We start from the raw sequence: 16487 nt of genomic DNA, 5'->3' as shown, positions 1-16487 counted from the left end.
ATGATTGGAGAGTGTGTGGCTATACGCACTCACTCTTCTAGCCCCCCTGTCAGCTTAACTCCTTGCGAAGAAAATAAAATATCGAATTTTTATCAAAGCCTTTTCGTTCGAACTCCACATAAAATCCAAGCTTCTTATAAAATCCAAGCGCCTCCCAATCGAAGGTATTTACTGCCATAAAATTACATGAACTTCTTCTTGCCAGCGCTTCTGCACTATGCATCAACTTGGTACCATAACCCATACCTCTTAACTGTTCTTGTACCCACAGCTGGCCAACAAATAACCCACCGTACATGTTATCACCAGCGCATCCACCCACAATATTGCCGTCCTCGTCACGCATAAAAAATGCAAAGAAATCAAGTTGTTTCATACCTTTCTTCTTCTTAGCCTGCTCCATAATGCCATCATTCAATCGTTGTATATCTTCAAATTTAGGATTTGCATCATAACTAATTGGATAAATCATTCTTAATTCCTCTTTTGCGATAAAGAAACAAATTACTTTCTTTTCAACCTAGACAGCAAGTACTCAGGTTACTTTGCTATAGACTTGCAGGAAATGCACAATGGAAATAATATTGGAACCGTACTACTAGCTTACTAATTATTCGTCATCACCTGAGATGAGATTATGGAAAAGAAGAGTTATGCCTTGCAAGATCTTGCGGCCCCGGATGGCATTTGTTTTGGTTGTGGTTCAAAGAACTTGCATGGCCTGAGGATCAAAAGCTATTGGGATAATGACAATTTACACGTTATAACAACGCACATGCCAGATATGCGCTACACCGGTTGGCCAGCGCTTGTATATGGCGGGTTGCTCAGCTGCCTCATCGACTGCCATTCTAACTGGACAGCGATGGCAAACCATTACCGCAATGAAGGCCGCGAGGCAGGGACACTCCCGCGTATCGATTGCGTGACGGGATCCCTTGGCGTGAAATACATCAAGCCAACGCCAATGGGTATTCTGTTAACTCTCAAGGCACGAGTTGAAGGTAGAATTGAACGTAAAAGCCGTGTGCTATGTGAGGTTTATGCTGGTGATACACTCACAGCCCTTGGAGACTCTGTTTTTGTCCGTGTGGACGTTGGCCATTTAGCAAAAACAGCGCAACAGGTTTAAAGAATTTTTTAATCGCGGATTACAGCTCCGGCTTTTACCTGAACTACCGGATCATAATTCATCCAGCAATAAAAAAACCCGCCTTAGCGGGTTTTTCATAATCTTACAGCATTTATTCCTCGTCAGAGGCTTCAGCTGCTACTGGACGATCTACAAGCTCAACAATGGCCATTGGCGCATTATCACCTGGGCGGAAACCACATTTTAAAACGCGTACATATCCACCAGGACGCTCAACATAACGTGGGCCTAAGGTTGTAAATAGCTTTCCTACCGCACTCTTAGAACGCAGTCTGTCAAAGACATAACGACGTGATGCAACAGAATCAGACTTACTAACTGTGATCAAAGGTTCAATATAACGACGCAGCTCTTTAGCCTTTGGCAGAGTTGTTTTAATCAACTCATGCTCAATTAGAGAAGTACACATGTTAGAAAACATTGCTTTTCTATGACTGCTTGTGCGGCTAAATCCACGGCCTGAATTACGGTGACGCATGACTAAAACTCCTAATATTACTCGCCAAGATTAGCTGGCGGCCAATTCTCTAGTTTCATCCCCAACGACAAAGAACGTGACGCTAATACGTCCTTAATCTCAGTGAGGGACTTCTTACCTAAATTGGGTGTCTTTAATAATTCATTCTCAGTTTTCTGCACCAGATCACCGATATAGTAAATATTTTCGGCTTTCAGACAATTTGCTGAACGAACTGTCAGCTCCAGATCGTCAACTGGGCGCAATAATACTGGATCAAAATCGTTTCGCTCTTTACTATCAGCACGTGACTCTTCAAACTTCATATCAACAAAAGCATGCAGTTGACGTTGCAAAATAGAAGCAGAGATACGAATGGCTTCTTCAGGATCTAAAGTGCCATTAGTTTGCAAATCAATAGTGAGTTTATCAAGATCCGTACGATTCTCTACACGAGCACTGTCAACAAAATAAGCCACTTTTTTGACCGGTGAGAAGGTATTATCAATCTTTAATTTGCCAACTGATTTTTGTTCCATTTCCTCGTCAAACGCTCTGACAAATGAATCAGTAGAATGAAAACCAACACCTTGCTCAACTTTCAAGGTCATATTCAGCTTGCCATTCTCATTTAAAGTGGCAATAACCAAGTCAGGATTAATGATTTCCTGGCCATGAGTCAACTGAATATCACCGGCGGTAACTTGACATGGGCCTTGCTTACTTAGAGTGAGGTAGGCCTCGGTACCAGTAGTCAGTTTAATAGCAACTTGCTTCAGATTCAGTAGAATATCAACTACGTCCTCTTGCACCCCTTCAATGGTACTGTATTCGTGTAATACACCATCAATGGAAGCTTCAGTAATGGCAGCACCTGGCATTGACGACAGCAGGATGCGCCGTAAAGCGTTTCCAAGCGTATGACCATATCCACGCTCCAAAGGCTCGAGCACAATCCGAGCATGGTAGGGCGTATTAGCAAGTACTTTAAGTACAGATGGCGTCAGCATTTCGTTTATCATTCGGCTAGGTCTCCGAGCTTACTTAGAGTAAAGTTCTACAACTAAATTCACGTTATAAAGAGATGATACGTCATTTAGCGTAGGCACTGTCGCAAAGGTGCCTTTGCAAGCACTTGAATCAACAGTTAACCAATCACAAGGAGCACGTTGTTCAGACAATGCGATAGCAGCCTGAATACGCCCTTGCGCTTTTGCCTTCTGACGAACGGCAATTACATCACCAGGGTTAACCAAGTAAGAAGGTATATTCACCGCTTTCTCATTAACCAAAATTGCTTTATGCGCGACTAATTGTCTCGCTTCAGCACGTGTACTTGCAAACCCCATGCGATAAACAACATTATCGAGGCGTCTTTCCAGTAATACTACCAAATTCTCACCGGTGGAACCTTTCTGGCCGGCTGCTTTTTTGTAGTAATTACGGAATTGCTTTTCCAAAACACCGTAAAAGCGTCTGATTTTTTGCTTTTCACGTAATTGTACACCGTAATCGCTTAAACGTGGACGTTTATCAGCATGTTGACCAGGTTGCTTTTCTGATTTGCACTTCGCTTTGAAATCACGAACACCGCTTTTCAAAAATAAATCAGTACCCTCTCTACGGGACAACCTACATTTTGGACCAAGGTATCTAGCCATTAAAAACTCCTGAATCTTATACGCGACGTTTCTTAGGTGGCTTACATCCGTTATGAGGTATGCCAGTCACATCAGTTATCTCTACTATTTTAAAATCCTGGGATATCAACTCACGAATAGTTGATTCGCGACCAGGGCCAGGACCATGCACAAATACAGCCACAGACTTCATGCCGTATTCTTTTGCTACCTGTGAAGCTCTCTCAGTAGCAATTTGAGCAGCATAAGGAGTACTTTTCCTGGATCCACGGAAACCTGAACCACCAGCAGTTGCCCAGCATAAAGCATTACCTTGACGATCTGTGAAAGTCACAATGGTATTGTTAAAAGAGGCATGGACGTGGACTATACCATCATTTACGACGCGTTTTACCTTCTTTCTTACTTTTTGTTGCTTTGCCTTAGTTATAGCCATCTTCATTTCCTACATATAAATTAGTTACTGCTACCTTTACGTCGGCCTTTTCGAGTACGCGCATTTGTTTTAGTGCGCTGACCACGCAGTGGCAAACCACGACGGTGTCTAAGTCCACGGTAACAACCCAGATCCATAAGTCGCTTTATATTCATCGTAACAACACGACGTAGGTCACCTTCAACCGTCATCTTTGCAATTTCAGTACGTAAAGCTTCGAGTTTTTCTTCACTTAACTGAGATACTTTTGTTGACGGTTCAATGCCAACTGCATTACATAAATTCATTGATGTAGTTTTGCCAATTCCGTAAATCGACGTAAGCGCAATCACGATGTGTTTGTGATCGGGTATGTTTACACCTGCAATACGAGCCATTAATCTCTCCGAACGTTATTTTTTGCTCTGTCAGGAAGGGACAGAAGAATACTATTATAATGAACCAAAATCAAGCAAGGATTTTAACCTTGCTTTTGCTTATGCCTTGCATCTTTACATATAACGCGGATTGTACCTTCACGCTTAATGATTTTGCAGTTGCGGCAGAGGCGCTTTACTGATGCTCTAACTTTCATTAATAACTCCGATAATAATCATAAAAGACCGGGCAACTTGGTCCCTTTAAAATTGGCTTTCTTCATCAAAGAATCATATTGTTGAGTCATAAGATGGGCTTGCACTTGAGCAACAAAATCCATAATTACAACAACAATAATCAACAGTGAGGTTCCACCAAAATAAAAAGGCACATGCCAGGTATACATTAAAATTTGTGGCAATAAGCAAACCAGTACCAAGTATAGTGCGCCAACAAAAGTCAAACGCGTCATCACTGAATCAATATATCTGGTTGTCTGTTCACCTGGACGAATTCCAGGGATGTAGGCACCCGATTTTTTCAAATTGTCAGCTGTATCCTTGGGATTGAATACTAATGCAGCATAAAAGAAAGCAAAGAACAAAATAGCTGCAGCATAAACAATCAAATATAACGGTTGGCCAGGTGAAAGTGCCATACCTATATCTGCCAGCCAATCCATTCCCTTTCCCTTCGCAAAAAACTGCGCAAGTGTAGCAGGTAAAAGAATAATACTGGATGCAAATATGGGAGGAATAACCCCTGACATATTAATTTTCAATGGTAAATGGCTTGTTTGAGCAGCATACACCTTACGTCCATGAGTCCTTTGTGCATAATTAACCCTAATACGACGTTGTGCCCTTTCCACAAAAACAACAAAGCCAGTTACCGCAACCACAATAACCGCAACCAAGATTAAAGTAAGTGCTTGCATCTGCCCTTCTTTAACTTGTTGTAATACCGAAGCAATCGCGTTCGGCATGCTTGAAACAATACCGGAAAAAATAATCAGTGATATTCCGTTACCAACACCTTTTTCAGTGATCTGCTCTCCTAACCACATCAAAAACATTGTTCCCGTTACTAAAGTAACGACTGCGGTAAAATAGAAGAGTAAATCAGCCTGTAACGCAATTTGCTGACCTGCTAACCATCTAGCCATACCCAGCGATTGAAACACGGCTAGAATCAAAGTTAGGTAACGTGTGTACTGATTAATCTTTCTCTTGCCTGTCTCGCCTTCCTTCTTCAATTGTTCCAATTTAGGCGAAACAACTGAAAATAACTGGATTATAATTGAGGCAGAGATATAAGGCATTATACCAATAGCAAATACAGTTACCCGGGATAATGCACCACCGGAAAACATGTTGAACAAACCAAATATCGTATTTTGCTGCTCCCCGAAGAAATTTGCCAACTTCTGGGGGTCTAGTCCAGGGACAGGTATATGAGCACCCAGTCTATAGACCAAGATGCCAATTACAACAAACAGCAATCGTGATTTAAGTTCTGCCAATCCACCACGGGATTGGCTAGCAGTTTGCCTTTGGTTATTCATAATTACTCTTCAATGCTGCCACCCGCCTGCTCTATTGCTGCACGTGCACCTTTGGTAACACGTAAGCCTTTAAGCTTCAGGGGGATGTTCACTTCACCAGAGAGAATAACTTTCACCTCTCGAATTGCTTTGTTAACCAAACCGGCTGATTTTAAAGCTTCCAAATCAATAAGCTCTGCACTCACAGCAGCCAACTCAGTCAAAGTCACCTGGTCAATCGTTCTGCCAACACGGGATTTGAATCCCATTTTTGGTAAACGACGTTGAATAGGCATTTGCCCGCCTTCAAAGTTGATTTTATGAAAACCACCAGCTCTGGCTTTTTGTCCCTTGTGACCCTTACCACTTGTTTTACCCAAGCCAGAACCTATACCTCGACCAAGGCGTTTTTTACTTGGTTTTGAACCAGGATCTGGAGATAGTGTATTTAAATTCATTACGCACACTCCTCGACTTGTACCAGGTAATAAATTGAATTAATCAAACCACGGATACAGGGGTTATCACTTTGAATTACTGAACTATTCAACTTACCTAAACCCAGTTGCTTCGCAATTTGAACATGCTTTGGTTTTCGACCAATAGTACTTTTTACCAAAGTAATTTTTAATTTCTTTTTACTCATGCTTGTTCCGCCATTATTTCTGCTACTGTTTTTCCGCGTTTAGCAGCAACATAATCAGGTGTTCCAATATTAGTAAGAGCGCCAATAGTAGCCCGCACAATGTTACTTGGATTAGTTGAACCTATACTTTTTGCCAGAATATTTTGTACACCAAGCACTTCCAATACCGCACGCATTGCGCCACCTGCAATAATCCCGGTACCTTCACTTGCCGGCTTCATGAATACTTTAGAAGCACCATAGTTCCAAGTAATTTCGTGATGGATAGTTTTTCCAGCCAAAGGAATATAAGTCATATTCTTTCTAGCTTGTTCCATCGCCTTTTGTATTGCGATAGGTACTTCTCTAGCCTTACCACGGCCAAAGCCTACTTTGCCTTTTCCATCACCAATAACTACCAATACTGCAAAGCCAAAAACACGACCACCTTTGACTACCTTGGCTGTACGTGTTACAGATACTAATTTTTCTTGGTATCCATCGGTTTTTTGAGATTCATCAAGTGCCATAACTGTTCCTTAAAAATTCAACCCAGCTTCACGCGCACCTTCAGCCAGAGCTTTCACTCGGCCATGATATTTATAACCTGCACGGTCAAATGAAACATCAATTATTTTCTTGGCTTTTGCGCGTTGGCCAAGCAACTTACCAACTTGTTGAGCTCGCTCAACTTTTGTGCCTTTAAGAGCGGCCTTCAACTCTTTGTCAAGTGTGGATGAAGAAACAAGAACAACATCACCTTTCTCACCACGTGTAACAATTTGTGAGTAGATATGAACACCACTTCTATACACCACCAATCGAGGTCTGCTTGAATGGCGAAGGATTGCTTTCGCTTTTAACCCACGTCGAGTACGGGCTTTCTGTTTATTCATGATTTATACCTTATTTCTTCTTGGCTTCTTTACGAACAATAACTTCGCCAGCGTACTTGACTCCCTTACCTTTATAGGGCTCAGGCGGTCTGAAAGCACGAATTTCAGAAGCAACTTGACCTAACAATTGCTTATCAATACCACGAATGATTATCGTAGTATTGTTTGGTGTTTCTACAGTCACTCCTTGTGGTAACTCATACTCAACTGGATGAGAAAACCCTAAAGAAAGAGTTAAAGCTTTGCTGCTCGCTTGTGCACGATAGCCTACACCAACCAGTTCCAAGGTCATCTCGTAACCTTTAGTAACACCATCAACCATATTTTTAACTAATGCACGGACTGTTCCAGCATGAGCCCACGCATTAGGATCATTTGAAGCAGGTTTAAACAATATTTTATTATTGTCTTCTTTACACTTACTAACATCTACATGCTTGTTATAGTGTTGAACCAGCGAACCCTTAGGACCTTTAATTGTTAAAGTGTCTTTCCCTACTGTGAGTTCAACATTAGCAGGTAATTGAATGGGGGCTTTTGCGACTCTTGACATATTATTACTCCCAAGTATTAAGCCACTTCACAAAGAACTTCACCACCAACACCTTTCTTTTTAGCTGTAACATGAGTCATTACACCATGAGAGGTGGAAAGAATTGCTACACCAAAACCTGGGATTGAAGGTAAATCTTTAGAAGATTTATACACTCTTAAACCGGGGCGGCTAATACGCAAAATACGCACAATTACTGGCCTACCGTGATAGTACTTTAATTGCAACGTGATTGATTTAAGATTGTTTTCAAGAGGTTGTACACTATAGTCTAATATATAACCTTCTTCTTTTAACACCCTAGCTATTTCTTCTTTCAATTTAGATGAATTCAGGGTAACGCTCTGATGTTTAGCTTGTTGACCATTACGAATTCTAGTCAACATGTCAGCTACAGGATCATGCATACTCACAGTTGTTCTCCATAGAATAAAATTTACCAGCTGGACTTGCGACCACCAGTGACATTACCTGCCATCAGTTGTTGTCTTAAGCAAATCCTGCAAAGTCCAAACTTGCGATAAACGGCATGTGGACGACCACACTGCTGGCAACGCGTACTATGTCGCACAGGATTCGAATTTAAAGGAAGTTTTGCAAGTTTAGCTTGCGCTTCCATAATTTCGTCAAAATCCTGAGACGATTTAATTAAAATCTTTAACTCAGTTCTTTTCGCTCTGTGTTTCGCGACAAGTTTTGCTTTCTTCTTTTCGCGTTCAAGCATTGATCTTTTAGCCACGGCATTACCCTTTTAAGTGTTTATCTCTGTCTTTCAAAGGCAGGTTGAATGCTTCCAACAAAGCCTTCGCTTCTTCATTAGTTTTTGCACTCGTGGTGATGCAGATATCCATACCACGAATAGTATCGATCTTATCGAAATCAATTTCAGGAAATACGATTTGCTCATGGATACCCATGCTGTAGTTTCCAGTACCATCAAAAGATTTTGGATTCAAACCACGGAAATCTCTTACGCGCGGCAATGTGATTGTAATCAATCTATCCAAAAACTCATACATGCGACTACGGCGTAAAGTTACTTTACAGCCAATAGGCCACTCTTCACGGATCTTAAAACCTGCGATAGATTTTTTTGCTTTGGTCACAACAGGTTTCTGACCAGATATCAAAGTCATATCTTCAACAGCATGATTCATAACTTTTTTATCGCCTACAGCTTCGCCAACACCCATATTAAGAGTAATCTTGAGAATCTTTGGCACTTCCATAACACTTTTATAGCCGAACTTCTTCATCATCATTTCGACTATTTCTTTTTCATACAAATCTTTCAATCTAGCCATTTTTGTCACCTAATTAGACAGCGTCAATAACTTCATTGTTAGATTTAAAATATCTAACTTTTTTCTTGTTACCGTCTTTTTCAAGAAATTTGAAGCCGACTTTATCCGCTTTCTTCGATACCGGATTATAAATAGCAACATTGGAAACATCTAAGGGGGCTTCTCGAGTAATTATTCCGCCACGTTGTTCCAATTGTGGATTTGGCTTTACATGCTTCTTAATAAGGTTAGCACCTTCAACAACAACACCGTCAGCCACCACACGGGTCACCTTGCCAATGTGACCTTTACTCTTACCTGCGATGACAATAACAGTGTCACCTGATTTTATGCGCTTCATAAACTAATCCTTCTCACAATACTTCAGCTGCTAGAGAAATGATTTTCATAAACCGCTCTCTAAGCTCACGAGTTACAGGACCAAATATACGTGTACCTATAGGCTCATTTTGGTTATTCAAAAGCACTGCTGCATTACCATCAAAACGTATAAGTGAACCATCATCACGACGCACACCCTGGCTGGTTCTAACAACAACAGCCTTCATTACCGCGCCTTTTTTTACCTTGCTACGTGGAATTGCATCTTTAATGCTTACTTTAATGACATCACCAACACGTGCATAACGTCTGTGTGATCCGCCAAGCACTTTGATACACATCACTTTGCGTGCGCCGCTGTTATCTGCAACATCGAGCACTGTCTGCATTTGTATCATTCTATTCTCCAGCTCAAATCCAACCAGAAAAAGGCTGCTGATTATATCAGCCCTCTTGGTATTTTAAAAGTAAATCATGAAGATCAGGAAATTACTTCAACAAGCACCCAACTTTTCATCTTAGAGAGTGGTCGAGATTCGCGTATTCTAACAGTATTCCCAATTTTACCAATCTGGCCTTCATCATGCGCATGGAGTTTAGTTCTACGCTTCATGATTTTACCGTATTTAGGATGTTTAACTGTACGCTCAACCATTACAACGATGGTTTTTTGCATCTTGTCGCTAACAACCTTTCCTACAATTGTTCTGCCATTTGTTTCACTATTCGTCGACATGACTCTTTCCCGCCTTTTCAGTCATAATTGTTTTAACTCTAGCAACAGCTTTTCGGACCTTCGTGATATGATGAGTCTTATCTAGAGAGCCGCTAGCTTTTTTCATGCGTAAATTAAACTGCTCTTTACGTAATGAGAGGAGCTCGGCTTGCAATTCATCAGGGGTTAAATTTCTTAACTCTTTAATATCTTTCATTACATCACCTTGCGCTCTTCAAATATAACCTTGAAAGGTAGTTTTGCTTTAGCAAGATCAAAAGCTTCCATTGCTAATTCTTTGCTTACACCTTCCATTTCAAATAGCACTTTACCAGGCTGGATTTGTGCCACCCAATATTCAACGCTACCTTTACCCTTACCTTGTCGAACTTCAAGAGGCTTTTGGGTAATTGGCTTATCAGGAAATACTCTGATCCAGATCTTTCCACCACGCTTAATGTGCCTTGTCATTGCCCGTCGAGCGGCCTCGATTTGACGTGCAGTCAAACGACCTCTCTCCAGCGCTTTAAGACCAAACTCACCAAAGCTGACTGTGCTACCTCTTTGGGCCAAACCTCTGTTTCGCCCTTTCATTTGTTTACGATATTTCGTACGTTTTGGCTGTAACATGATTGTTATTCCTCACTCACTTACCGCTTTCAGCGTTGCGCTTCTTCTGTGGAAGTATTTCTCCTTTGAAGATCCAGACCTTTACGCCTATGATTCCATAGGTTGTCTTTGCTTCAGCAGTACCATAATCAACATCAGCACGGAATGTATGTAGAGGAACTCGTCCTTCGCGGTACCATTCGCTACGTGCAATCTCAGCGCCACCAAGTCGTCCACTAACACAAATCTTGATTCCTTTGGCACCAGCTTTCATTGCGGAAGTTACAGCTCTCTTCATCGCGCGTCTAAACATGACTCGCTGCTCTAATTGCTGGGCAATACCTTCAGCAACAAGAGTTGAATCTAACTCAGGCTTACGTACTTCCTCTATATTCAGATGAACTGGAACACCAAGCTTCGTCGCAATTTTAGCCCTCAAAGCTTCGATTCCGCCACCTTTCTTACCGATAATAACGCCAGGTCGGGCAGTATGAATTGTAACCACTGCATTATTCGCCGGACGCTCAATACGGATACTACTTACCGCAGCCGCCATAAGTTCTTTCTTCAGGTCTTTGCGTAGATTGATATCTTGATTCAGCAGTTGTGCATAGTTTTTACTTGCAAACCATTTGGAATTCCAATCTCGAATTATACCTAAGCGTATACCTATAGGGTTTACTTTCTGTCCCATTGCTATTCCTCGTCAGACACTTTAATTGTGATGTGGCAGGTTCGTTTGCAAATACGATTAGCACGACCTTTAGCTCGAGGACTAATTCTCTTTAAAGTTGCTGCCTCATCTACAAAAACCACACCTACTTTTAATTCGTCAATATCTGCGCCGTTGTTGTTTTCTGCATTAGCAATGGCAGACTCCAACAATTTCAACATCAATTGTGCACCTTTTTTAGGGGTAAACTTCAGGACATCAATTGCGCGAGAAACGTCCATCTTACGAATCATATCTGCAATCAATCTGCCTTTTTGGGCAGAAAGCGGTGCATTTCTTAACTTTGCTGTTACTTCCATCATTGCCTCTTACTTACCTTTGGCTTTTCTGTCACCAGAATGGCCTTTGAATGTACGAGTCATGGCAAACTCACCTAATTTATGGCCTACCATGTTATCAGTAATATATACCGGCACATGATCTTTGCCATTGTGTACTGCAATTGTGAGATCAATCATCTCAGGTACAATTGTTGAGCGTCTGGACCAAGTTTTAATTGGTTTTTTGGACTTCGATTCGATCGCCGCTTCAACTTTACTCATCAAGTGATGATCGATAAAAGGACCCTTTCTAATAGAACGTGCCACCTTGATATCCTCTTAGCTAATTATTTCTTCTTACGTCTTCTGACGATAAACCGGTCAGTACGCTTATTACTTCTAGTTTTGTACCCTTTTGTTGGTACACCCCATGGTGTGACAGGATGACGACCACCTGAAGTACGTCCCTCACCACCACCATGTGGATGGTCGACAGGGTTCATTGCAACACCACGCACAGTTGGCCGAATTCCACGCCAGCGTTTCGCACCAGCTTTACCTAGTGCACGCAAGCTATGCTCACTATTACTAACTTCACCAATAACAGCACGGCAAGTAGCTAATACTTTACGCATTTCACCAGATCGCAGTTTCAGTGTGGCATAAACACCCTCTTTAGCAACGATTTGCCCACTGCAACCAGCACTTCGTAACATCTGCGCACCTTTGCCAGGCTTGAGCTCTACGCAGTGAATTGTTGTACCAACTGGAATATTTCTCAATGGCAAACAATTGCCATTGCTAATTGCTGAATCTTCACCACTTATAATAGTGTCACCAGCTTTCAAACTAGAAGGTGCAATAATGTATCGTCGTTCACCATCTTTGTAAACGACTAAAGCGATAAGTGCAGAACGATTGGGATCGTATTCAATTCGCTCAACTTTAGCTTCTATACCGTCTTTGTCTCTTTTGAAGTCAATCAAACGATACTTAGCGCGAACGCCGCCACCAATGTGACGTACTGTTATTCGCCCCTGGTTATTACGTCCACCTGTCTTATTTAATTTTTCAACCAAGGCAGCGTGTGGCTGTCCTTTGTGAATATTCTGATGGACAACTCGAATTTCACCACGCTTACCTGGTGATGTGGGTTTAGATTTTAATAATGCCATCTTAATCTGCCTTATTCTGTCACGCTAAAGTCGATGTCATAATTATCGTGTAAAGAAACAAACGCTTTTTTCCAATCGCTACGCTTACCATTCAATTGTTTAAAACGTTTTGTCTTACCCTTCACATTTATAATTGACACATTCTTGACCTTGACATTAAACATGTGCTCAACAGCTTGCTTAATCTCTTGCTTCGTAGCTGTTTTCAACACTTTAAAAGTGAATTGCTTAAACTTGTCAGCCATCACTGTCGTTTTTTCAGAGGTATGCGGTTCTCGAAGAATCATTAACAAACGTTCAGCATTCATTGTAACTGCTCCTCTAAACTTTTAATGGCATCTTTGGTCATTAACACTTTTTCAAAGCGCAACAGACTGACAGGATCTAAAGAACTCACATCACAAATGTCATATTGAATCAAATTACGAGAAGCCAGGTATTCATTCTCACCTACTTCATTCATAACGATCAACGCATTTGGCAACTCTAATTCATTCATTTTACTAATGAAATCTTTGGTTTTATGTGATTGACATTGAAAATCACTTACCACCACCAGATTTCCAGCACGATGAAGCTCGGAGATTATACTACGCAATGCGCGTTTGTACATTTTTTTATTAAGTTTTTGACTATAATCTCTCTTTTTAGAGGCAAAGGTTACCCCACCAGAGCGCCAGATTGGGCTACGAATAGTCCCAGCCCGTGCTCTGCCAGTGCCCTTTTGGCGCCAAGGTTTCTTGCCACCACCACTCACTTCGGAGCGAGTCTTTTGTGCACTATTACCACTACGAGCGTTATTCATGAACGTAACAACAGCTTGGTGTATTAGACCTTCGTTGTAGTTGTATCCAAATACTTCTTCATTCACCTTTAATTGGCTGTTGGTATCTTTTGTTTTCAGTTCCATTATTTGCCCCTTACATTCTTCTTAACAGCGGGCCTTACTTCAACTCTTGCACCCGGACAGCCTGGTATAGCGCCTTTAATTAAAAGTAAATTACGCTCTTGATCAACGCGAACCACTTCAAGGCTTTGCGTTGTACATCTTGCATTACCCATATGGCCAGCCATTTTCTTGCCTTTAAATACACGGCCTGGAGTTTGGTTTTGACCAATAGATCCAACTACACGGTGTGATCTTGAGTTACCATGCGTTGCATCCTGAGTACGAAAGTTGTAGCGCTTGACAGTACCAGCAAAGCCTTTCCCTTTAGAAAGAGCTGATACATCAACCAGTTGTCCTGCATTGAAAATCTCGTTTACTGATATCACTTGACCCGCAGTAAAAGTATCAATTGCATCTACACGAAATTCACAAAGCATATCGCCAGCATCAATTCCAGCCTTGGCAAAATGGCCTGTTAAAGGCTTATTGACATGGCTTGCCTTTTTCTCGCCACCTGCTATCTGAACAGCTGTATAACCATCTTTTTCGATGGTTTTAATCTGTGACACACGGTTAGGTACAACCTCAACAACAGAGACAGGAATTGAAACGCCTTCCTCTGTGAAGACCCGTGTCATACCGATTTTACGGCCTAATAACCCAATCGTCATTCTAACACCTCATTAATAACCTTGCCTGTTAGGACTATTCGTCATCAAGGCTAATCTGCACATCAACCCCTGCAGCCAAATCCAACTTCATCAGTGCATCTACTGTTTTTTCAGTAGGATGTACGATGACAACCAGGCGTTTATGAGTGCGTAATTCATATTGATCGCGCGCGTCTTTATTAACGTGCGGAGAGATCAATACCGTAAATTTCTCTTTCTTAATCGGCAGAGGTATAGGGCCACGAATTTGTGCCCCTGTACGTTTTGCTGTCTCGACGATTTCGCGAGTTGATAAATCAATCAGCCGATGATCAAAAGATTTTAGACGTATTTTAATATTTTGATTGTTACTCATTATTCTTACTCAATGATTTTAGCGACTACACCGGCACCAACTGTGCGGCCACCTTCACGAATTGCGAAACGCAACCCTTCGTCCATAGCAATTGGCGAATGCAGGTTAACAATCATTTGTACGTTGTCACCTGGCATTACCATTTCTACACCTGCTGGTAAATCGCAAGATCCGGTCACGTCTGTCGTTCTGAAATAGAACTGTGGACGGTAGCCGTTGAAGAATGGTGTATGACGACCACCTTCATCTTTTGATAACACATAGACTTCTGCTTCAAATTTTGTATGTGGCTTGATTGTTCCTGGCTTCGCCAATACTTGACCTCGCTCAACTTCATCACGCTTCGTGCCGCGTAACAGTACACCAACGTTATCCCCAGCGCGCCCTTCATCAAGAAGTTTGCGGAACATCTCAACCCCTGTGCAGGTCGTCTTCTGGGTATCTCGTATTCCTACAATCTCAACTTCTTCACCAACTTTAACGATACCACTCTCGATACGGCCTGTGACTACTGTTCCACGCCCAGATATTGAGAATACGTCTTCGATTGGTAACAAGAAGCTCTTGTCAATGTTTCGTACTGGTTCTGGAATATAAGAATCCATTGTCTCTACAAGCTTCTCAATCGCTGGAACACCGATATCACTCGTGTCGCCTTCCAACGCTTTCAATGCAGAACCAACTACAATTGGAATATCATCACCAGGGAATTCATAGCTGCTCAACAGATCGCGTACTTCCATCTCTACCAGCTCGAGAAGCTCCGCATCATCAACCATGTCCGCCTTGTTCAAAAACACTACAATGTACGGCACGCCAACCTGACGTGACAACAGAATGTGTTCCCTTGTCTGAGGCATTGGGCCATCTGCTGCTGATACCACCAGAATCGCTCCGTCCATCTGAGCCGCTCCGGTAATCATGTTCTTAACATAGTCAGCATGACCTGGGCAATCTACGTGAGCGTAATGGCGGTTTGCTGATTCGTACTCAACGTGTGCTGTTGATATCGTAATTCCGCGCTCCCGCTCTTCTGGCGCCGCATCAATCTGATCGTACGCTTTCGCTGTACCACCATATTTCTTTGCCATAATCGTGGTAATTGCCGCCGTTAATGTCGTCTTACCATGATCTACGTGACCAATCGTGCCAACGTTAACGTGTGGCTTCTTACGCTCAAATTTTTCCTTCGCCATCGGAAAATCTCCCCATTCAAAAGTTTATAACTGTATGGTGCCCACAACTGGACTCGAACCAACGACCTCTTCCTTACCAAGGAAGTGCTCTACCGCCTGAGCTATGTGGGCATTAAATTACAGACTTCGCAGTCTGCCGCTTAACAAACTTGGAGCGGGTGATGGGAATCGAACCCACGCTATCAGCTTGGAAGGCTGAAGTTCTACCATTGAACTACACCCGCTTGTCAACCACATCTTTTGTTCATATTGGTGGAGGGGGAAGGATTCGAACCTTCGAAGGCAGAGCCGTCAGATTTACAGTCTGATCCCTTTGGCCGCTCGGGAACCCCTCCAAAAAGAACGCCATTTTCTTTCATGATATGATTAAAGTCAATAGCCTTGTAGTACACGAGGGCTAGCATCTAGATGGTGCTGGCACCAGGAATCGAACCCGGGACCTACTGATTACAAGTCAGTTGCTCTACCAACTGAGCTACGCCAGCATACTATTTACGCCATGTGCTTTAGTCAAGCCAACTGAGACTCCAGCCAGCCGGATGAAACAGCACGGTTTCATCCAATTTCTCGTGCGCAATTCACACGAGCTACTTCTTTGG

At 42.2% G+C, this 16487-nt stretch carries 31 protein-coding genes and 4 tRNA genes; 1 reads left to right on the top strand and 34 read right to left on the bottom strand.

The window, feature by feature from the left end; all coding sequences use genetic code 11:
• Nucleotides 1-49: 49 nt before the first annotated feature.
• Nucleotides 50-472 carry a GNAT family N-acetyltransferase gene (locus Lfee_RS12305; protein WP_058447272.1) on the bottom strand — a complete coding sequence of 141 codons (423 nt, stop codon included), beginning with the start codon at nt 470-472 and terminating at the stop codon, nt 50-52.
• A 165-nt stretch (nt 473-637) separates the two neighbouring features.
• On the opposite strand from Lfee_RS12305, the gene Lfee_RS12300 reads away from it, so the two are divergent.
• A complete protein-coding gene (locus Lfee_RS12300; protein ID WP_058447270.1) occupies nt 638-1132 on the top strand; it encodes a PaaI family thioesterase in 495 nt (164 codons plus the stop codon).
• Between the two features lie 112 nt (nt 1133-1244).
• Here the strand turns inward: Lfee_RS12300 and rplQ are convergent, their stop codons facing one another.
• From rplQ to Lfee_RS12140, 33 genes are all read right to left on the bottom strand, one after another.
• A complete protein-coding gene (rplQ, locus tag Lfee_RS12295) occupies nt 1245-1631 on the bottom strand; it encodes a 50S ribosomal protein L17 (RefSeq protein ID WP_058447268.1) in 387 nt (128 codons plus the stop codon).
• Nucleotides 1632-1648: 17 nt separating this feature from the next.
• Entirely contained in the window at nt 1649-2632 is a 984-nt protein-coding gene (locus Lfee_RS12290; protein WP_040916731.1) for a DNA-directed RNA polymerase subunit alpha, read from the bottom strand.
• 18 nt (nt 2633-2650) lie between these two features.
• Nucleotides 2651-3271, bottom strand: coding sequence for a 30S ribosomal protein S4 (gene rpsD, locus Lfee_RS12285; protein WP_058447266.1), 621 nt, complete (start codon nt 3269-3271; stop codon nt 2651-2653).
• 16 nt (nt 3272-3287) lie between these two features.
• On the bottom strand, nt 3288-3686 hold the full coding sequence (rpsK, locus tag Lfee_RS12280) for a 30S ribosomal protein S11 (RefSeq protein WP_019217901.1): 399 nt from the start codon (nt 3684-3686) through the stop codon (nt 3288-3290).
• 20 nt (nt 3687-3706) lie between these two features.
• Nucleotides 3707-4063 carry a 30S ribosomal protein S13 gene (rpsM, locus tag Lfee_RS12275; protein WP_058447264.1) on the bottom strand — a complete coding sequence of 119 codons (357 nt, stop codon included), beginning with the start codon at nt 4061-4063 and terminating at the stop codon, nt 3707-3709.
• Between the two features lie 83 nt (nt 4064-4146).
• Nucleotides 4147-4260, bottom strand: a complete 114-nt coding sequence (rpmJ, locus tag Lfee_RS16775) for a 50S ribosomal protein L36 (RefSeq protein WP_082646647.1) — start codon at nt 4258-4260, stop codon at nt 4147-4149.
• Between the two features lie 18 nt (nt 4261-4278).
• Nucleotides 4279-5607, bottom strand: coding sequence for a preprotein translocase subunit SecY (secY, locus tag Lfee_RS12270; RefSeq protein WP_058447262.1), 1329 nt, complete (start codon nt 5605-5607; stop codon nt 4279-4281).
• Between the two features lie 2 nt (nt 5608-5609).
• On the bottom strand, nt 5610-6044 hold the full coding sequence (gene rplO / locus Lfee_RS12265; protein ID WP_058447256.1) for a 50S ribosomal protein L15: 435 nt from the start codon (nt 6042-6044) through the stop codon (nt 5610-5612).
• The gene (rpmD, locus tag Lfee_RS12260; RefSeq protein ID WP_058447254.1) at nt 6044-6232 is read right to left on the bottom strand and encodes a 50S ribosomal protein L30; all 189 of its coding nucleotides are present in this window, start codon (nt 6230-6232) and stop codon (nt 6044-6046) included. The genes rplO and rpmD overlap by 1 nt, the downstream gene beginning before the upstream one ends.
• Nucleotides 6229-6741, bottom strand: a complete 513-nt coding sequence (gene rpsE / locus Lfee_RS12255) for a 30S ribosomal protein S5 (RefSeq protein ID WP_058447252.1) — start codon at nt 6739-6741, stop codon at nt 6229-6231. Before rpsE ends, rpmD begins: the two co-directional genes overlap by 4 nt.
• Nucleotides 6742-6750: 9 nt before the next feature.
• On the bottom strand, nt 6751-7107 hold the full coding sequence (rplR, locus tag Lfee_RS12250; protein WP_058447249.1) for a 50S ribosomal protein L18: 357 nt from the start codon (nt 7105-7107) through the stop codon (nt 6751-6753).
• Nucleotides 7108-7117: 10 nt separating this feature from the next.
• Entirely contained in the window at nt 7118-7660 is a 543-nt protein-coding gene (rplF, locus tag Lfee_RS12245) for a 50S ribosomal protein L6 (protein ID WP_058447247.1), read from the bottom strand.
• A gap of 17 nt (nt 7661-7677) precedes the next feature.
• A complete protein-coding gene (rpsH, locus tag Lfee_RS12240; RefSeq protein ID WP_202972498.1) occupies nt 7678-8067 on the bottom strand; it encodes a 30S ribosomal protein S8 in 390 nt (129 codons plus the stop codon).
• 29 nt (nt 8068-8096) lie between these two features.
• The gene (gene rpsN, locus Lfee_RS12235; protein ID WP_058447243.1) at nt 8097-8399 is read right to left on the bottom strand and encodes a 30S ribosomal protein S14; all 303 of its coding nucleotides are present in this window, start codon (nt 8397-8399) and stop codon (nt 8097-8099) included.
• Between the two features lie 4 nt (nt 8400-8403).
• Complete coding sequence (rplE, locus tag Lfee_RS12230; RefSeq protein WP_058447241.1) at nt 8404-8964, bottom strand: 50S ribosomal protein L5; 561 nt, start codon at nt 8962-8964, stop codon at nt 8404-8406.
• Between the two features lie 13 nt (nt 8965-8977).
• Entirely contained in the window at nt 8978-9304 is a 327-nt protein-coding gene (gene rplX / locus Lfee_RS12225) for a 50S ribosomal protein L24 (RefSeq protein ID WP_058447240.1), read from the bottom strand.
• Nucleotides 9305-9317: 13 nt separating this feature from the next.
• The gene (gene rplN / locus Lfee_RS12220) at nt 9318-9683 is read right to left on the bottom strand and encodes a 50S ribosomal protein L14 (protein ID WP_028388517.1); all 366 of its coding nucleotides are present in this window, start codon (nt 9681-9683) and stop codon (nt 9318-9320) included.
• An 83-nt stretch (nt 9684-9766) separates the two neighbouring features.
• A complete protein-coding gene (gene rpsQ, locus Lfee_RS12215) occupies nt 9767-10021 on the bottom strand; it encodes a 30S ribosomal protein S17 (RefSeq protein WP_058447239.1) in 255 nt (84 codons plus the stop codon).
• Nucleotides 10008-10217, bottom strand: a complete 210-nt coding sequence (gene rpmC, locus Lfee_RS12210) for a 50S ribosomal protein L29 (RefSeq protein WP_058447238.1) — start codon at nt 10215-10217, stop codon at nt 10008-10010. Before rpmC ends, rpsQ begins: the two co-directional genes overlap by 14 nt.
• A complete protein-coding gene (rplP, locus tag Lfee_RS12205) occupies nt 10217-10630 on the bottom strand; it encodes a 50S ribosomal protein L16 (protein ID WP_019217916.1) in 414 nt (137 codons plus the stop codon). The genes rpmC and rplP overlap by 1 nt, the downstream gene beginning before the upstream one ends.
• A 16-nt stretch (nt 10631-10646) precedes the next feature.
• Nucleotides 10647-11303, bottom strand: a complete 657-nt coding sequence (gene rpsC / locus Lfee_RS12200) for a 30S ribosomal protein S3 (RefSeq protein ID WP_058447236.1) — start codon at nt 11301-11303, stop codon at nt 10647-10649.
• A 2-nt stretch (nt 11304-11305) separates the two neighbouring features.
• A complete protein-coding gene (gene rplV / locus Lfee_RS12195) occupies nt 11306-11641 on the bottom strand; it encodes a 50S ribosomal protein L22 (RefSeq protein WP_058447234.1) in 336 nt (111 codons plus the stop codon).
• A 9-nt stretch (nt 11642-11650) separates the two neighbouring features.
• Nucleotides 11651-11929, bottom strand: a complete 279-nt coding sequence (gene rpsS / locus Lfee_RS12190; protein ID WP_058447232.1) for a 30S ribosomal protein S19 — start codon at nt 11927-11929, stop codon at nt 11651-11653.
• Nucleotides 11930-11949: 20 nt separating this feature from the next.
• Nucleotides 11950-12777, bottom strand: a complete 828-nt coding sequence (gene rplB, locus Lfee_RS12185; protein WP_058447230.1) for a 50S ribosomal protein L2 — start codon at nt 12775-12777, stop codon at nt 11950-11952.
• Nucleotides 12778-12788: 11 nt separating this feature from the next.
• Nucleotides 12789-13085, bottom strand: a complete 297-nt coding sequence (rplW, locus tag Lfee_RS12180; RefSeq protein WP_058447228.1) for a 50S ribosomal protein L23 — start codon at nt 13083-13085, stop codon at nt 12789-12791.
• Nucleotides 13082-13687 carry a 50S ribosomal protein L4 gene (rplD, locus tag Lfee_RS12175; protein ID WP_058447226.1) on the bottom strand — a complete coding sequence of 202 codons (606 nt, stop codon included), beginning with the start codon at nt 13685-13687 and terminating at the stop codon, nt 13082-13084. The genes rplW and rplD overlap by 4 nt, the downstream gene beginning before the upstream one ends.
• Nucleotides 13687-14337, bottom strand: a complete 651-nt coding sequence (gene rplC / locus Lfee_RS12170) for a 50S ribosomal protein L3 (RefSeq protein ID WP_058447224.1) — start codon at nt 14335-14337, stop codon at nt 13687-13689. Before rplC ends, rplD begins: the two co-directional genes overlap by 1 nt.
• A 34-nt stretch (nt 14338-14371) precedes the next feature.
• Nucleotides 14372-14692: a 30S ribosomal protein S10 gene (gene rpsJ / locus Lfee_RS12165; protein ID WP_058447223.1), complete on the bottom strand. Its 321-nt coding sequence runs from the start codon at nt 14690-14692 to the stop codon at nt 14372-14374.
• A gap of 5 nt (nt 14693-14697) precedes the next feature.
• Entirely contained in the window at nt 14698-15888 is a 1191-nt protein-coding gene (gene tuf / locus Lfee_RS12160; RefSeq protein WP_058447221.1) for an elongation factor Tu, read from the bottom strand.
• 35 nt (nt 15889-15923) lie between these two features.
• Nucleotides 15924-15999, bottom strand: a tRNA-Thr gene (locus Lfee_RS12155).
• A gap of 39 nt (nt 16000-16038) precedes the next feature.
• Nucleotides 16039-16112, bottom strand: a tRNA-Gly gene (locus Lfee_RS12150).
• Between the two features lie 26 nt (nt 16113-16138).
• Nucleotides 16139-16223: transfer RNA gene (locus Lfee_RS12145), tRNA-Tyr, on the bottom strand.
• A gap of 74 nt (nt 16224-16297) precedes the next feature.
• Nucleotides 16298-16373, bottom strand: a tRNA-Thr gene (locus Lfee_RS12140).
• Nucleotides 16374-16487: the final 114 nt, after the last annotated feature.

This window comes from Legionella feeleii, from assembly GCF_001467625.1.
Taxonomy (GTDB): Bacteria; Pseudomonadota; Gammaproteobacteria; order Legionellales; family Legionellaceae; genus Tatlockia; species Tatlockia feeleii.
The sequence above is the reverse complement of the archived record's forward strand: the minus strand, read 5'-3'. Positions and strand labels throughout refer to the sequence as shown.

What these genes read in the sequence shown, in the direction of transcription:
- Lfee_RS12305 (WP_058447272.1), bottom strand. Translation starts at nt 472, where the DNA reads ATGATTTATCCAATTAGTTATGATGCAAATCCTAAATTTGAAGATATA.
- Lfee_RS12300 (WP_058447270.1), top strand. Translation starts at nt 638, where the DNA reads ATGGAAAAGAAGAGTTATGCCTTGCAAGATCTTGCGGCCCCGGATGGC.
- rplQ (WP_058447268.1), bottom strand. Translation starts at nt 1,631, where the DNA reads ATGCGTCACCGTAATTCAGGCCGTGGATTTAGCCGCACAAGCAGTCAT.
- Lfee_RS12290 (WP_040916731.1), bottom strand. Translation starts at nt 2,632, where the DNA reads ATGATAAACGAAATGCTGACGCCATCTGTACTTAAAGTACTTGCTAAT.
- rpsD (WP_058447266.1), bottom strand. Translation starts at nt 3,271, where the DNA reads ATGGCTAGATACCTTGGTCCAAAATGTAGGTTGTCCCGTAGAGAGGGT.
- rpsK (WP_019217901.1), bottom strand. Translation starts at nt 3,686, where the DNA reads ATGGCTATAACTAAGGCAAAGCAACAAAAAGTAAGAAAGAAGGTAAAA.
- rpsM (WP_058447264.1), bottom strand. Translation starts at nt 4,063, where the DNA reads ATGGCTCGTATTGCAGGTGTAAACATACCCGATCACAAACACATCGTG.
- rpmJ (WP_082646647.1), bottom strand. Translation starts at nt 4,260, where the DNA reads ATGAAAGTTAGAGCATCAGTAAAGCGCCTCTGCCGCAACTGCAAAATC.
- secY (WP_058447262.1), bottom strand. Translation starts at nt 5,607, where the DNA reads ATGAATAACCAAAGGCAAACTGCTAGCCAATCCCGTGGTGGATTGGCA.
- rplO (WP_058447256.1), bottom strand. Translation starts at nt 6,044, where the DNA reads ATGAATTTAAATACACTATCTCCAGATCCTGGTTCAAAACCAAGTAAA.
- rpmD (WP_058447254.1), bottom strand. Translation starts at nt 6,232, where the DNA reads ATGAGTAAAAAGAAATTAAAAATTACTTTGGTAAAAAGTACTATTGGT.
- rpsE (WP_058447252.1), bottom strand. Translation starts at nt 6,741, where the DNA reads ATGGCACTTGATGAATCTCAAAAAACCGATGGATACCAAGAAAAATTA.
- rplR (WP_058447249.1), bottom strand. Translation starts at nt 7,107, where the DNA reads ATGAATAAACAGAAAGCCCGTACTCGACGTGGGTTAAAAGCGAAAGCA.
- rplF (WP_058447247.1), bottom strand. Translation starts at nt 7,660, where the DNA reads ATGTCAAGAGTCGCAAAAGCCCCCATTCAATTACCTGCTAATGTTGAA.
- rpsH (WP_202972498.1), bottom strand. Translation starts at nt 8,067, where the DNA reads ATGCATGATCCTGTAGCTGACATGTTGACTAGAATTCGTAATGGTCAA.
- rplE (WP_058447241.1), bottom strand. Translation starts at nt 8,964, where the DNA reads ATGGCTAGATTGAAAGATTTGTATGAAAAAGAAATAGTCGAAATGATG.
- rplX (WP_058447240.1), bottom strand. Translation starts at nt 9,304, where the DNA reads ATGAAGCGCATAAAATCAGGTGACACTGTTATTGTCATCGCAGGTAAG.
- rplN (WP_028388517.1), bottom strand. Translation starts at nt 9,683, where the DNA reads ATGATACAAATGCAGACAGTGCTCGATGTTGCAGATAACAGCGGCGCA.
- rpsQ (WP_058447239.1), bottom strand. Translation starts at nt 10,021, where the DNA reads ATGTCGACGAATAGTGAAACAAATGGCAGAACAATTGTAGGAAAGGTT.
- rpmC (WP_058447238.1), bottom strand. Translation starts at nt 10,217, where the DNA reads ATGAAAGATATTAAAGAGTTAAGAAATTTAACCCCTGATGAATTGCAA.
- rplP (WP_019217916.1), bottom strand. Translation starts at nt 10,630, where the DNA reads ATGTTACAGCCAAAACGTACGAAATATCGTAAACAAATGAAAGGGCGA.
- rpsC (WP_058447236.1), bottom strand. Translation starts at nt 11,303, where the DNA reads ATGGGACAGAAAGTAAACCCTATAGGTATACGCTTAGGTATAATTCGA.
- rplV (WP_058447234.1), bottom strand. Translation starts at nt 11,641, where the DNA reads ATGGAAGTAACAGCAAAGTTAAGAAATGCACCGCTTTCTGCCCAAAAA.
- rplB (WP_058447230.1), bottom strand. Translation starts at nt 12,777, where the DNA reads ATGGCATTATTAAAATCTAAACCCACATCACCAGGTAAGCGTGGTGAA.
- rplW (WP_058447228.1), bottom strand. Translation starts at nt 13,085, where the DNA reads ATGAATGCTGAACGTTTGTTAATGATTCTTCGAGAACCGCATACCTCT.
- rplD (WP_058447226.1), bottom strand. Translation starts at nt 13,687, where the DNA reads ATGGAACTGAAAACAAAAGATACCAACAGCCAATTAAAGGTGAATGAA.
- rplC (WP_058447224.1), bottom strand. Translation starts at nt 14,337, where the DNA reads ATGACGATTGGGTTATTAGGCCGTAAAATCGGTATGACACGGGTCTTC.
- rpsJ (WP_058447223.1), bottom strand. Translation starts at nt 14,692, where the DNA reads ATGAGTAACAATCAAAATATTAAAATACGTCTAAAATCTTTTGATCAT.
- tuf (WP_058447221.1), bottom strand. Translation starts at nt 15,888, where the DNA reads ATGGCGAAGGAAAAATTTGAGCGTAAGAAGCCACACGTTAACGTTGGC.